Annotated in this window: 13 protein-coding genes, 1 tRNA gene and 2 pseudogenes; 3 read left to right on the forward strand and 13 right to left on the reverse strand. The window is 41.1% G+C overall.

What is annotated here, in order from left to right:
* Positions 1-134: 134 nt before the first annotated feature.
* The 12 genes and pseudogenes from E7Z59_RS12635 to E7Z59_RS12680 all read right to left on the reverse strand — a co-directional run bounded on the left by E7Z59_RS12635 (position 135) and on the right by E7Z59_RS12680 (position 9,414).
* Complete coding sequence (locus tag E7Z59_RS12635; RefSeq protein ID WP_136336702.1) at positions 135-1,229, reverse strand: Fic family protein; 1,095 nt, start codon at positions 1,227-1,229, stop codon at positions 135-137.
* Positions 1,230-1,491: 262 nt separating this feature from the next.
* The gene (locus E7Z59_RS12640) at positions 1,492-1,863 is read right to left on the reverse strand and encodes a hypothetical protein (RefSeq protein WP_136336703.1); all 372 of its coding nucleotides are present in this window, start codon (positions 1,861-1,863) and stop codon (positions 1,492-1,494) included.
* 3 nt (positions 1,864-1,866) lie between these two features.
* The gene (locus E7Z59_RS12645) at positions 1,867-2,688 is read right to left on the reverse strand and encodes an RHS repeat-associated core domain-containing protein (RefSeq protein WP_168731299.1); all 822 of its coding nucleotides are present in this window, start codon (positions 2,686-2,688) and stop codon (positions 1,867-1,869) included.
* Positions 2,689-2,712: 24 nt separating this feature from the next.
* Positions 2,713-3,135: a hypothetical protein gene (locus E7Z59_RS12650; RefSeq protein ID WP_136336705.1), complete on the reverse strand. Its 423-nt coding sequence runs from the start codon at positions 3,133-3,135 to the stop codon at positions 2,713-2,715.
* Positions 3,135-3,806, reverse strand: a complete 672-nt coding sequence (locus E7Z59_RS15325; protein WP_168731289.1) for a hypothetical protein — start codon at positions 3,804-3,806, stop codon at positions 3,135-3,137. The genes E7Z59_RS12650 and E7Z59_RS15325 overlap by 1 nt, the downstream gene beginning before the upstream one ends.
* A gap of 57 nt (positions 3,807-3,863) precedes the next feature.
* Positions 3,864-3,989 (reverse strand): annotated as a pseudogene (locus E7Z59_RS15495) (RHS repeat-associated core domain-containing protein); the annotation flags it as partial.
* 236 nt (positions 3,990-4,225) lie between these two features.
* On the reverse strand, positions 4,226-4,702 hold the full coding sequence (locus tag E7Z59_RS12660; protein ID WP_136336706.1) for a hypothetical protein: 477 nt from the start codon (positions 4,700-4,702) through the stop codon (positions 4,226-4,228).
* Positions 4,692-5,084 (reverse strand): hypothetical protein, encoded by a 393-nt coding sequence (locus E7Z59_RS15455; RefSeq protein ID WP_242015618.1) that lies wholly within the window; start codon positions 5,082-5,084, stop codon positions 4,692-4,694. Before E7Z59_RS15455 ends, E7Z59_RS12660 begins: the two co-directional genes overlap by 11 nt.
* A 207-nt stretch (positions 5,085-5,291) precedes the next feature.
* Positions 5,292-5,546: pseudogene (locus tag E7Z59_RS15510) on the reverse strand (RHS repeat-associated core domain-containing protein); the annotation flags it as partial.
* Positions 5,547-6,336: 790 nt separating this feature from the next.
* Positions 6,337-7,551 carry a site-specific integrase gene (locus E7Z59_RS12670; protein WP_136336707.1) on the reverse strand — a complete coding sequence of 405 codons (1,215 nt, stop codon included), beginning with the start codon at positions 7,549-7,551 and terminating at the stop codon, positions 6,337-6,339.
* A gap of 216 nt (positions 7,552-7,767) precedes the next feature.
* A tRNA-Pro gene (locus E7Z59_RS12675) sits at positions 7,768-7,842 on the reverse strand.
* A gap of 78 nt (positions 7,843-7,920) precedes the next feature.
* The gene (locus tag E7Z59_RS12680; protein ID WP_136336708.1) at positions 7,921-9,414 is read right to left on the reverse strand and encodes a helix-turn-helix domain-containing protein; all 1,494 of its coding nucleotides are present in this window, start codon (positions 9,412-9,414) and stop codon (positions 7,921-7,923) included.
* Positions 9,415-9,533: 119 nt separating this feature from the next.
* Between E7Z59_RS12680 and aceB the strand changes: the two genes are divergently transcribed.
* Both aceB and aceA read left to right on the forward strand, forming a co-directional pair.
* On the forward strand, positions 9,534-11,135 hold the full coding sequence (gene aceB / locus E7Z59_RS12685) for a malate synthase A (RefSeq protein WP_136336709.1): 1,602 nt from the start codon (positions 9,534-9,536) through the stop codon (positions 11,133-11,135).
* A gap of 102 nt (positions 11,136-11,237) precedes the next feature.
* Entirely contained in the window at positions 11,238-12,515 is a 1,278-nt protein-coding gene (aceA, locus tag E7Z59_RS12690; RefSeq protein WP_136336710.1) for an isocitrate lyase, read from the forward strand.
* A gap of 170 nt (positions 12,516-12,685) precedes the next feature.
* Here aceA and E7Z59_RS12695 read toward each other — a convergent pair whose 3' ends face one another.
* Positions 12,686-13,351: a response regulator transcription factor gene (locus E7Z59_RS12695; protein ID WP_136336711.1), complete on the reverse strand. Its 666-nt coding sequence runs from the start codon at positions 13,349-13,351 to the stop codon at positions 12,686-12,688.
* A 306-nt stretch (positions 13,352-13,657) separates the two neighbouring features.
* Between E7Z59_RS12695 and E7Z59_RS12700 the strand changes: the two genes are divergently transcribed.
* Positions 13,658-14,233 (forward strand): TlpA family protein disulfide reductase, encoded by a 576-nt coding sequence (locus E7Z59_RS12700; RefSeq protein WP_136336712.1) that lies wholly within the window; start codon positions 13,658-13,660, stop codon positions 14,231-14,233.
* Positions 14,234-14,249: the final 16 nt, after the last annotated feature.

Consider the following 14,249-nt stretch of genomic DNA (forward strand, 5'->3'; position numbering starts at 1 on the left):
GATGTTCTATTTCATTTATTGAGGTACTCTACCCTTTGGGCTCAAGCCCAAAGGGGTAGTAGTTGTTCTTTTTGGGTATTTCGTGTTCGGTTAAGATCAATATTCTTTTCTTAAAGCTCGATTAAACTGAGGTGCTAACCTTTTAAGATGGTTAATAATCTAAAATTAAGGTAGAGCTTTTCTTTTCCCACCTGTTCGCTTTTAAGAAAACCATTGTCTTCTAAATCCTTTAAATAATTCCCCACTGTTTTTAAACTTCCTAACCCTGCTCTTTCCAACTGGGTCCTCTTTGTATAAGGTAATTTAAATAATATTTCCAATAGATCCTTAGAATATACTCTGGGAAGTTTTTCCTGAATTTCCAGCCCCATTTCATTCATCAATTTTTCTATATCCGCAATCTGGTTTCGCCCTCTTAATGCAGTTTGCTCTACCATATCCAACATATACAAAATCCAACCTTCCCAATGATGATCTTCAGTCACTTTACGCAGTTTAGCGTAGTATTGGTCCCGATGTTCAATAATGTAACTACTCAAATACAAGGCCGGAAGATCCAACAGACCTGTTAGTTTCAGGTATAATAATAGAATGATTCTTCCTGTCCGTCCATTACCATCAAAAAAAGGATGGATCGCCTCAAATTGGTAATGTATAACTGCCATTTTTACCAATGGGTCAATACCATCTTCAGCATGAATAAAATCTTCCAGGTTCTTTAATTTTTCCCTTATAATTCCCTCTCCCTCCGGTGGGGTATAAATCACTTTATTGGTAACCGGATTTTTCAACTGTGTGCCTGGTGCATTTCTAATACCAGATTCGTTCTCTTTAACGATTCGCATAATGGCTATAAAGAGATTCGTTGTGAGCAGAGGTTTACGTTTTATCTGATCGAACCCATACCATAATGCATCTTTATAGTGCATTACTTCTTTTGTTGCCGGATTGTCATACTTTTTATCGGCAATGGAAGCTTTAAAAAGTTCGTCCTGTGTAGTTATAATATTTTCGATAGCAGAACTCGCCCGCGCTTCTTGTAAATTGATGGTGTCAATAAACAGTGTTGGATTAGGGAGATTAGTTACTGCTCCTTTTAACTCAGACAACGCCCTGCTTGCACTAATGGTCTTTTTAAGGATCGCTGTAGTTTCTAATTCCTCTGATGGAGGTAATAGGGGTAAATCGTTATAGGGTATCCCAGGATCGTAATCAATTTTGCTGCTCATATTGCATTTTTAATGAGGGCGTAAACTACCTCTGATATTAAAACAAGGGTAAATATATTAAAAAATTACTCTCGTTTCATGGACGAGGGCAAAAATTACCCTTGTTGGAAATACGCAGGTAAAATTGAAATTCACTCTATTTCCTGGAAGAATTATTTAAAAAAATCTAAATACATAATGGCATTTATGTTGGGGTCCAAAGGGGTAGTAGTTGTTTATTTTAGACATAAGGCCATGGGATAGGCTAGTATAAAGATCTCCTTCATGGATTATTTATAAAATTTTTATTCTCAAATATATTATCCCAATCAACTAATAATTGTTTTGGATTATTTTTGTTAATAGTGATTTCAAACATTAATCCTTTGCAATCATTTCTTTTTTTACACCACCCCGCAAAGGATAATGAAGTTCTAGACCAAGATTTATACAGACTGTCTTTATAAGAATATGTGAAATTTACTCGGCTACTGCCTCGAACTCCATTTTCAAATCCTGATATGGTTGCAATTACCTTCTCTGGACTACTCAAGACTTGCTTTTCTCTATCAATATTTACGATGGTAACATATCCAAATATTCCTATTACAAGTAACCAAAAACCGATTCTAACGAGATTCTCCTTCTTACCCATAAGCTATTCATTATCCCTAATAATATCTTTAGTTACTTTTGTTCCTACATTTTTACCTCCAGTGACTGCTCCCTCTGAGATAGTATTTAAAATTGGAGATTCTCCAGTTTTAACCGAAACCTTTGAGTTTACATTTGTTGTGAAAATTCCAAAGACAAAATCAATTAACACTTCAGAAGCTTCCTTATCCCCTCCTGTAGAAGAATAAAAAGACGTTACCACTTCAACCCCTTCTGATCCAATATTTACATCTATTGCTGCATCGGTAGCTTCTTTGGCAACTGGTCCTATAACTGGTACTACATTCATTAAGACGCCATAAGCATCAACTTTGCCATTAGCTGCCATTTGACTTGTAGCATCTAACGCCGCAACACCAGTTTTGAACAAGAGACCCCCAACCAAAGCCTCATCTCCTGGTATAGGGGTTGCTATTGCAATTGCAAGAGGTAGTCCCTTGACTCCTGTGTCAACGACAGTTTCATTATACTGTTTCCTTTCAGCTGCAGAAGCGTTGATTGAGTTCAATCCAGGTTCATTCCATGTTAGATCATGCATGGATTCTAAACCTTCAAGTTCTGGTGCATGTATAGGTTGATTAGAGGAGAATTGGTAAACAGTCTGATATTTATATTTCTCTGCTAAAGGATCCACCTGCCAAAATCTTCCGATTGAGGGATCACTTACTCTATACTTCCATTCATGAATGTTTAAACTAAGATCTTCGGTGTATTCCTGGCCTTGGAACTGTTTGTAGTTGAACTCTTGAAGAGTGAGGTCATTATACCCTTTGTGTTGAAGCCCAAAGGGGTAGTAGTTGTGCATAAAAGGGGGGATTTCGGACATGTTTTAATATTGGACTTTTACTTCTGATCCTGCTAGAACATTATCTTCCTTCTCATAATTTGTGGCTGCGTTTATGTAACAAACATTCCCCCCAACTTTTGGTCTTTCATGTGCTAATATATACTTGTACTCTAACTTTGTGGTATCCAAATTTTGAGTTTTGAAATAACCATCTCCAGAAAACAATATCACCTTTCCATTCTCCTGACATTTCAAATAGCCTTTAAAGCCATCATTTAACCCAGAATATTCAACCCATATCACCCCACTTTCATTACTAGATTTTTCACCATAATAAAAGGACGATTTATCACATTCATCAACCCTTGTAATGACAACATCACCCATTGAATACCTTATCACATTGTTTGTCTCACAACATGAGTTAAAAAATAAAGAAGCTAGGATTATAACAATGTGTTTCATTATTGATTATTTCTTGCATGTGACTTACCTATATCTATCGAGCGTTGAGTCAATTTGTCCTCACCATATTTAGAAATCAAAAGGGCTGTACCAGTTCCAAGTATGGGATTTGCTATCGTGAAAAAGCCAACTCCAACGGTTAGTAAACCAGTTTTAACTTTACTATTTCCTGTTAAATTATATGCTCCGTAACCAAATTGAACCACTGGTTCCATACCAGAATTTTCAGCAACTACACCAGCAGCAAAATTTCCCGCATCTCTTGGAGATGCATATTTTCCATATAAAAGTGATCCGTTTTTAATTTTACTTTTTAAGTCCCATTCACCTCTAGTCCCAGCCTTTTGTACATATTCGAATGCAGAGGGATCCTTTGATGTAATTGATTCAACCTTTTCTGTTAATTCTGTTGATTCATAATCTATTTTTATATCTCCGGCCGTAACCTCTCCCGTACTATGGTAAAGGTTTTGATTTGCGAAACTAAGGGAGTGTAAGGATTCGCCCATTTTCTCACCTCCTGCAGAGGTATTTTCTGAGGTATAGCTTTCTTCCAAGTTAGTTTTAGCTTCATCTCCCTGACCTTCATGCCTATACACACCTAAATCTCCATCATCGTAAACTGCAATAACATTCCCATCTTCATCTGTATGCGTTGACATGGGTGCCATCCCATCAGGATCGATGAAACGAATAGGATTATCAAACGCGTAGTTATACGGGGAATGCCGGCGCATTTGTTCAGCCAGGGGATCCAGGTTCATCCACCGTCCCAAGGCGGGATCGTAGTTCCGGGCGGTGATGTCGTACCAGCCTAGCCCTAGTTCGGATTGGAGTTCTTTCCCCCCCCAAATTTGCGCTGTTCGGCCTTGTCGTTGCCCAAGGAGCTGGTGAACTCGTTATACCCTTTGTGTTCAAGCCCAAAGGGATAATAGTTGTTTGTCACAGGGGGGGGGCGGAAGATTCTATTATTGGTATAACTTAACTGCACGTTCCTAAACAACTACTATAATCGTTTTTCAAAGTGATAGAAATGGCACTTATTTAGCATTCTGATCTGATTGCTTTTTGCTATGATCATCTAATTGAACTATTCCATTTTAAATAGCAATGGAAAAACTGTTGGCTTTTCATTTTTTAACTTAAGCCATTCTTTTTCACTTAATAGTAAAGTCTGAATTATAGCACTATCAGCTCTTTGGGGATAGCCATATCTCCTTACAATTCGAGCTTCAGAAATTTTATGATTCTCTTCAACCAAAACATAAAGTAAAGCGGCTCCGTTCACATCATGAACATCAACCTTCTCCCTAAATTCCAATAAAAGTAATTTTTGTATTGAATCCATACCAAATTTGTAATTTGGATACTCGAAATTCACCGACAATTTGTTTCCCTTAGAATTCCAATAAAGGGTTGAATCAATACTCCCATTACTTTTAAAATGAGTTAGAATATGATTATTAAATGCATCAAATACCTTCATCTCCTTATCCTTAAGATCCTGAGCACAACATTCAACTGCAAATGCAGAAAATAACATAAATACTATTTTTTTAATAATCATAACCCAATCGTTTTTTTACTACATCAGCTCGCTTGTCATAGACAGCTTCCTCAACCCCTGGTTGAAAATGACCATGGGGCTTACCGTTGAGATATAGCACTACATGACCAAATTCATGAGCAACTCCAACGGCTCGATGATTTAAACTGCCATAACCATTAATTAAAACTTGAATATTCCCAGATTCCGAAGATGAATTAACTCCAGGAATTAATGTTATTCCTAGGTTCCCTTGTATTGTAGTTCCCTCTGGGTTACCAAATAATCTATACATCTCCGCCTCTGCGGATGGTAAATCAGAAATGTTGAAGTCGACAGGAGTTTCAAAGTTTCTGTCGTATACCTTACCCTCTTTGTCTTTTACCTTATAATTTGTAGCCATTTTTAATTCTACTATAGATTCATGACTTGCTATTTCATAAAGATCTTTTAATACAATATCATCTGAAATTTCTGCTTGATCCTTTATCGATTCAGGATTTATATAGCCATTTTTAACTTCAAATTGTACATTAGAGGATTCATCTAAAGCATGATATATGGCAAGAATTGCATCATTTGTTACTTTTAGACTATCGCCTTTAATCTCCTTGTAAATTATTGGATTATTTATTGTAAAACTGTAGTTTGAATAATTAGAATATTTCTCACTATACCTATCTATCTTATTAAACCTACCGATAGCGGGATCATAATCTCTCCATTGAAAAGCATAGGTGTTTTTGTTAAGATCTTCTTCAAGCTCTTGTCCTTGGAATTTAATGAAATTATTTTCCTGGGTTGTAGCATTATTATACCCTTTATGTTGAAGCCCAAAGGGATAATAGTTGTGTAGGGGAAGTATTTCGGAAAATACCTAGGTACATTTTTATTAAATAATGACATACCTGCCTACTTCCTTTTCTTGTCAAAGAACCATGATGCTCAATTGCATTTCTACATCCTGTCAGCGAGAGATAAATATAGAATATTTTATCATCTTTTTCCGAGATTTCCCTTTGTTTCGGGCATGGATAAAATATTGATCATTCAATTTTTTATATGGATAAAAACGCAACATGTATAACTCACTCAAAATGTATCAGTTAATCCAAAAATGGAATAACCGCAACGAGCTCTAGCGCGTTGCCCTCTTGCTATTCCATTTTATCCATATGGAATAAAATTACTTTTACCGGACTTTTGAAAATAAAGCTCCACACCCGAAAACCCCATACTTTCTTTACCCGGAGCGTTTCCCTTGCCACTTTTTTAACCCTATTGAACGCAGTGAACATTTTTATTCACTATGATCCATACTTCCTTCAGAGCCGTCGCTGTTCCCTTTTCAGTCCGGAACCTTTATTTTTTATGGAACCGGCGACTTATAAAAAGGAAGTTAGCGACCGGCTTTATGCAGTCGCCTCCAGAAAAAATAAACCTTATCTGAAAGGGTGGGGACGGGTCTGGAGAGGATGGCTCGGGTAATATTTTAAGCCCTTAACAGGGCTGCGGACTCCTTTTAAAACGGTGTCTTGAAAAGGTGTCCGAGGGTGTACCTGCAGGCGCTTTTCCTTAAGGGAAATGGGCCTGGGTTCCTTCCGAGCCGTTTACAAACGTTTAAACATAAATAATTTAAAAGGTTTTGAGGGTTTTTAGGGTTGCATAGCCGCTAACTTTCGTTCCAGATCCTCCATGTCTTGCCCTATTTTCTTTTGCAGTACCCTGGCATAGATCTGGGTGGTGGCCAGTTTGGTATGCCCTAATAATTTGGAAACGGTTTCTATGGGCATCCCGTTGGAAAGGGTAACCGTGGTGGCAAAGGTATGACGGGCGGTATGAAAGGTGAATTTCTTGGTGATGGCTGCCTTAATGGCGATCTCCTTTAAATACGCATTGATCTTCTGATTGGAGTAAACAGGTAACAATAACCCCGATTGACTCACCCTGGGGTGTTCTCGGTAGCGCTCTAAGATCTTAAGGGGGATAGGGAGTAAAGGAATATTTAGCGGAACTCCGGTCTTGGCCCTTTTAGATTTGATCCAGAATTTACCATCAGCCTTTTGCACCAGGTTTTCTTGCCTCAGCTCTTTTACATCGGCATAGGCCAGACTGGTATAACAGGAAAACAAAAAGATATCCCGGGTGATCTTCAGGGAAGCCCTTTCCAGTTTTAGGTTGATCAGTTGCTCCAACTCCTTCTGGCTTAAAAACTCCTTATCCACCCGCTGGAATTTAAGTCTATGGTGCCTGAAAATATTCCGGTCCATCCATTCCAACTCATACGCCATTTTAATTAGCTTTTTAAAGCGTTCCAGGTGCTTCATGACGCCATTGTTATTCAGGGTGGGTTGCTGTCTTAAAAAGTGCTCAAAATCGACAATGAAGCGGGATTCCAGTTCTTTTAAGACCAGGTTATCTACCTTGTGGGTTCGTTTGAGAAAACGGAAGATATATTTCTCCGTGGCTCCGTAATTCTTTAAGGTACCCTTGGCGAGGATACCCTTCATCTTTTCCTTGTGGTAAGTAAAGACATCTTTGAGGGTTTTCCCGCTGCTATCTTCTCCCGAGTACCTTTTTTTGATATTCACGGCCGAGATAAACCGGCCTTCATAGCGCAATTCTTCATAACAGCGGTGAATCCTGGCTTCGACTTCGGCTAACTTCTTGTTCAGCGAGCGTACTTTTTCAGAGCGTCCGACGATCCTTCCGCTTTTGACATCCCACTGGGAGGGTTCCACCCGGATCTGGGTGCTGATCTCTGCGCGTTTTCCTTCTACGGTAACACGGGCATAGACCGGTAACTTTCCTCTTAGGGCTTTGGCTTTTACCGTCCAGAAATTGATGTAAAGAAATTTTGTAGTTGACATACCCTTGTGTATTAATGAAACTTTGATTCTTGGCAGAATTCCAAAGTCCCACACGGGTATTCGTGAAGTTAAAAATTAATGCGGTTTTAATTTAGGTCACCTTAGAGGTAACCTTTCAAACTACATCAAAAAGAAATATTCCTATGAAAAAAGGGTCAAAAAAGCCCATTTTCATAGGAATATTCAGTATTTGTGCCTGATTGTAGGCTCAATGTGTCGGGGTGGCAGGATTCGAACCTGCGACCTCCTGCTCCCAAAGCAGGCGCGATAACCGGGCTACGCTACACCCCGTAAACGATACTATCGTTGTAAGGAGGCTGCAAAAATAAGACATTTTTTGAGATTGCAAAGCTTATTTGAAGGCAGTTTTTAAGTTTTTGAATCTTTTCCGTGCATGCTCATTAACTCCTCCACCTTGCATTCGGTTTCCTTGAAATGCTGGGCCTTTAACAGGCGTTTAGGGGGTACCGCGCGCACCTCACAGTTGGTTATAGGGCAGGATTCACAGGTGATACCTACCTGAACTTCTTCCAGGTCGTGGTGGTTTAAAAAAGGGTATTTCTTTTGAAGGTGAGGGGTAATTAAGATCCCAAGGCTAACACTGCGGTATTGGTTGGCTACAAAAGGGTCTGGGGTAGATGATGACAACACCAGGTATTTGTTGCCGTTCTGATACACGGAGACCTGGGCTCCAAAAAAATGATCTTCAGGGCTTATGGATATGTGCTGCAAGGTTTTGATGGAGATCCATCGTCGGCAGTAGTGCGCTCTGTAATCTCTGGTTGATGGCTTTTGGCGTTGGGTAACATGAAGTTCCTTGTTCAACGTAAAATGAGGTTCTCCCTGTTTGTGAATAAACCGCAGAAAGAAGAGGTCTCTGAAACCAAAATCATGGGGCAGAATATTGGTTAACCGCTGGTAAACGGTCTCAGGAGAGGTTTTGAAACTGCTGATGAGGTCTTTGAATTGTGACTCCTCCCATTTAGTGCTCTGTAGTAACCCGGTGAGTTTTTCTTTTAAATTTTTGCGGGGAAGCATGAGGGCTCCTGAAAAATAGGAAGCGTAAAAGTTATGCAACACCTCGTCAAAGCTGTTGTATTTGATCCAGGAAAAGGTATACGGACGCACCATAAGTTCCAGGTAATTGTAGGCGATCTCTTTCCCGAAAATAAAAGAACGCTGTGCCTCATCGATAGCCGAAGACAATAAAAGCTTTTTACTGTCCGGAACAAAAACAGAACGGAGGTTGTTGAGCATCGGGTCTTTCTCAATGCCGTTGTCTACAATGGTATACCCGTATTCTTCTTCTAAGATGGCTTTGAGGTCGTCAGAAACGATATGCTCTTCCAGGTTGATCTGGTAAGCCTCAGCAAAGCGCACGGCAGCATTCTCAAGGTCAACGAAAAAATTGTTTTCAGCCTCCTGGTACGATCGGAGGGCAGCGAGATAAAAGCCTTCAATACCCAGGTTGTAACTTTTAGCGATCTCGATAATAGTACTTATAAAAGCGTTCACCTTGGAAGGTGCATTGGATATGATGTTGATCAGATCGTGCTCGGCAATGCCGAATAACGATAAGGGTAACTCTTTTAAAACTCCACTCTCCAGAATATCGCCCAGAGGAGCCAGGTTCTGATCAAGTTTCAGGGATACCATTTCGTCATAGGAGGTGTCAAGGGCAGTGGCCAATTCCAGGATCTTGTCCTGCTTCGGATACTTTTTCCCGTTCTCGATCTCGTTGAGATACGATTTCGAGAGTCCGCTTTTTTTCGACAAGCCGTAAAGGGAGAGATTTTTCCTGTTACGCAACTGCCGCATTTTTAATCCGAAGATTAACCGTATGTGTTCTTCTTTTAAAGGCATAGTTCAAATATAGATCATTTAGCGAACAACTAAAAATTAGCGTCTTTTATCTATTTTGCGAACGTTCGCTTGTTTTATTGAAAATTACTTTTTAATATTGGTCACATAATCAATTCATTATGGAAAAACTTCTGACCAAGACCGCCGAGAGCTTTGCTTTTTCAAAAGGAGTGAAAGCACATTACCCAGACCTGCTGGATGAAAATTTCAAGGAATTCTTTACAACCCTTCATCAAAAATTTAATCCGCAACGTCTGCATCTTTTGCAAAGAAGGGAAGCCATGCAACGGGAATTTGACCAGGGAGAACTGCCTCAGTTTCCTATAGAGACCCGGGATATCAGGGAGGGAGCCTGGGCAGCAGCGCCTATTCCCGAAGATCTTCAGGACCGCAGGGTAGAGATCACCGGACCCGTGGACCGCAAAATGATGATCAACGCTCTGAATTCCGGTGCGAATTGTTTTATGGCCGATCTGGAGGATAGTACGTCTCCTACCTGGTCCAATGTTATGGAGGGACAAAGAAATCTACGGGATGCAGTGCTTAAGACCATTTCATTTACCCACCCGGTTACCGGGAAACACTACACCCTCAAAGAACAGACAGCTACCCTGATCGTAAGACCCAGAGGATGGCATTTATATGAAAAGAACATCCTTATAGATGGGGTTATGGCCTCAGCATCGCTCTTTGATTTTGCCTTGTTCTTTTATCACAATGCGAAAGCCTTGTTGGAAAGGGGAAGCGCCCCGTATTTTTATCTTCCGAAACTCGAGCATTACCTGGAGGCTCGATTGTGGAATGAGGTCTTCGTCTTTGCTCAGGAGTATCTCGGCATTTCCGTGGGTACTATTAAGGCAACGGTTTTGATTGAAACCATTACAGCAAGCTTTCAGCTCGATGAGATCATTTATGAACTCAGAGATCATATGGCCGGTCTGAACTGCGGACGATGGGATTATATTTTCTCCTATATCAAGAAATTCAGGATGCAAAACCTGGTAACCCCCAACAGGGCACAGATCACCATGCAATCTCCCTTTATGAATGCCTATTCTTTAAGGGTGATCCAGGTGTGTCATAACAGGGGAGTACATGCCATCGGCGGGATGGCTGCTCAAATTCCGGTAAAAGATAACGAAGAGGCCAACAGGGATGCCTATGAAAAGGTACGAAAGGATAAGGAGAGAGAGGTTAGAAACGGTCATGACGGTACCTGGGTGGCGCACCCCGGGTTGGTAGGGGTGGCAAGGGAGATCTTTGATGCTCATATGCCCGAAGCCAACCAGATCGGCCGAAAACTAAAAGATCTTCAGATAAGCGAGGAGCAGCTCCTTGAATTGCCAAAAGGAGAGATCACCGAAGCGGGGGTGCGTCTCAATATTCATATAGGGGTATTGTATTTGGTGTACTGGCTGGAAGGAAACGGAGCGGCAGCCTTATACAACCTCATGGAGGATGCGGCAACGGCCGAGATCTGTCGGGCTCAGCTCTGGCAATGGTATCATAAGAAAGTTCAGCTGACCGATGGCAGGATATTTAACGAAGCATTGTATGAAGACCTTTTTGCGAAAGAGCTGCCTAAAGTACAGCATTACCTGGCAAAGTCGGGGGTAGGGTTAAACAGCCTGGATACTGCTACAGAGATATTTCATGACCTGGTACTCTGCAGTGGTTTTGAAGAATTTCTAACCCTTAAAGTCTATCGATATTTGGAATAAGCTGACCGAAACCTAAATACATCATTTTTTAATACCAATCAAATCCCCGGCCCATTCCCGGGCAGGGATCCTATAACCTAATTTCAAAATCAAAACAACATTATGAAAACACAAAAAAAAGCTGAAGCACTGGCACAAAGCTGGATTAATGATCCTCGCTGGAAGGGGATAAAGAGGCCATACACCGCCGATGAAGTTTTGAGGCTTCGCGGCAGTTACGAGATCGAGTACACCCTGGCAAAAAGAGGGGCGAAGCTCCTTTGGGAAAAACTAAACACCAGGGAAGTGGTTGCCGGATTGGGTGCACTTACCGGAAACCAGGCTGTTCAGGAGGTAGATGCCGGGCTGGAAGCTATTTACCTGAGCGGATGGCAGGTGGCTGCAGACGCCAACCTGGCGGGAGAGATGTATCCTGATCAATCACTCTATCCGGCCAATAGTGTCCCCATGGTAGTGAAGCGAATCAATAACGCCCTGTTGCGTGCCGATCAGATTCAGCATGTGAATAACCAAAAAGCGATCAAAGATTACCTGGTGCCCATTGTTGCAGATGCCGAAGCCGGATTTGGAGGTAACCTCAATGCTTTTGAATTAATGAAAGGGATGATTGAGAACGGGGCTTCAGGAGTACACTTTGAAGACCAGCTATCTTCAGCAAAAAAATGCGGCCACCTGGGCGGAAAAGTCCTGGTGCCTACTCGCGAAGCCATACAGAAGCTGGTTGCGGCAAGACTTGCTTCCGATATTATGGATGTGCCTACTGTGATCATTGCGCGAACCGATGCCGATGCGGCCACCCTGATCACCTCCGACGTTGATGAAAGAGATCGTAAGTTTATTACCGGGGAGCGTACCGAGGAAGGCTTTTACCATGTTAAGAACGGTATACTCCAGGCCATAGACAGAGGCTTGTCGTATGCCCCCTATGCAGATCTTTTATGGATGGAAACTTCAACTCCCGACCTGTCACAGGCCAAAGCTTTTGCCGATGCCATCTACGAACAATTTCCGGGCAAGCTTCTGGCTTATAATTGTTCTCCTTCCTTTAACTGGGCTGCGAAACTTTCTGACAATGAAATGCTCACCTTCAGAGAAGAGCTGGCGGCCATGGGGTATAAATTTCAATTCATTACCCTGGCAGGTTTTCACGCCTTGAATACCAGTATGTTCGAATTGGCGAAGGCCTATAAAGAAAAGGGTATGGCTGGATATTCTGCCCTGCAGGAAAAAGAATTTGCCCTACAGGATGAAGGCTTCCGGGCCGTGAAGCACCAATCGTTTGTAGGAACTACCTATTTTGATGCCCTTCAGAATACGGTAACCGGCGGCAAGGCAGCTACGGTAGCCATGAAAGGTTCTACAGAAGTTGCGCAGTTCTGATGTTCATACATGGTGTAAAAACAAAAAACCCTTCCTTATCGGAAGGGTTTTCTTTCCCCCAAACCTTTTATGACCATTGGTCAAAAAGATTCATTTGTGCTGTTAACACGTTGTCAAAGATGTGTATTGTTGATGCAGTATCCTTACGGGAATCCGTATACCATAACTTTTTAAATGATCCCCATATCTTTTGCTATGGCAATCAGATGAATAGTGTTTTTAGCTTTTAGCGATATTTTGAGTTTGTTGATGCGCTTCTCAATGCTGCTGAGACTGGCCGGTTTAATACCTGATGCCTTAAATTCGTTCCCGATCTCTTCCTGAGAAGAACCATCTGCCAACCTGGAAAGTAAGGCAATATCATATTCGTCGATATTCATAACCTCCTCTTCAGTGTTGGGGAGGTGGTTTTGCAAAGGTGTTACCTTGCCACCGTTCATCATGGCCGTGATTACCTCGGTCATTTCATTAATGCTGTTGCGGCCTTTGGTTACAAAAGCATCGAGGTTTAATTTGTTTACTAGATTTTTCAATTTATACGGACGGTCTTCTATTGAATACATGATGGACTTTATGGCAATTCCTTCTTCCCTCAACTTTGCCACCAGCATTTCTCCATCTTTTAGGTTCGTGTTTCTGTGATCTTCTTTGAAAGATAAATCTGTGATCAGAAGATCGAAAGGTTCTTCATCCAGTATGGATCTTTTAATTTTCAGGTAGGCCTCATCGCAATATTTAGCCTGCACGACCTGAAACCCGAAGGCATCCCTGAGATGCTTTCCAAGACCTTCGTTAATACTGTCAATGTCTTCTGCAATTAAAACTTTGTGAATCATCAGGTTACAGGTTTTGGCAATTGCTTTTATCTTCCTTTATACAAAATTAGTGGAGTTTGAGAATTTAAAATTACGGTATTCCGTAAAAATGAATATATCCACATAAATTTGACAGATTCCTCCTATAGTTTGTAAAGCACTTTTGGCAGGAGGTCGTTCCTTTACAAATCATTTTGTTAACGGTAGGATTGTTTTGGGGTTCGTCTGCCTCTTAATTTATATAGAATATTTTCTTATATTCGAGCGAGTGTCTGTATGAGTATTATTTTCCCGGCACTTCCGTTTTGAAGAAAACCTGATCTTCTTATGACACAAAAAATAGCCTTAATCATTTTCATATGTACAGGATTCTCTGCCTTTGCCCAGAGGGGAGTGGATCAGGAGATGAACTTTGACAAAGAACGGGCAAGGATGCAATTGGCTGCAGAAGGGCGTACGATGATTGATGGCAACCTGATAAGCTGGGAGGGTGCCGAGGTCTCTACCCATGAATTCAGGGAAAGCTATCTGGTTATCGATTTTTGGGCCACCTGGTGCGGTCCCTGCCTCAAGGATGCGCCTAACTATAAAAAACTTGCCGAAAAGTATACCGATAAAAACATCAGGTTTATTTCAGTGTCTTTAGATCATGATATAGAAACATGGAGGGAATTTTTGACCAAGCGGAAATGGACAAAAGATCAGTATTGGTATGGAAAGACCGATGAGGATCCTTTTTTATCACTGGCTTACTCTGAATCCTCGTATAAAGGTATGTCTATGGTCTTGATTACTATTCCAAAGTATGTGCTCATTTCTCCAACTGGTGAGATTTTGATGAACTCTGATCTAAGGCCCGGTGATCCGGAATTTGAACAGGAAATTATGAAGTACCTGCAATAATATTAAATGCAGATCA

The sequence above is a fragment of the Robertkochia marina genome, assembly GCF_004799345.1.
Classification (GTDB): domain Bacteria; phylum Bacteroidota; class Bacteroidia; order Flavobacteriales; family Flavobacteriaceae; genus Robertkochia; species Robertkochia marina.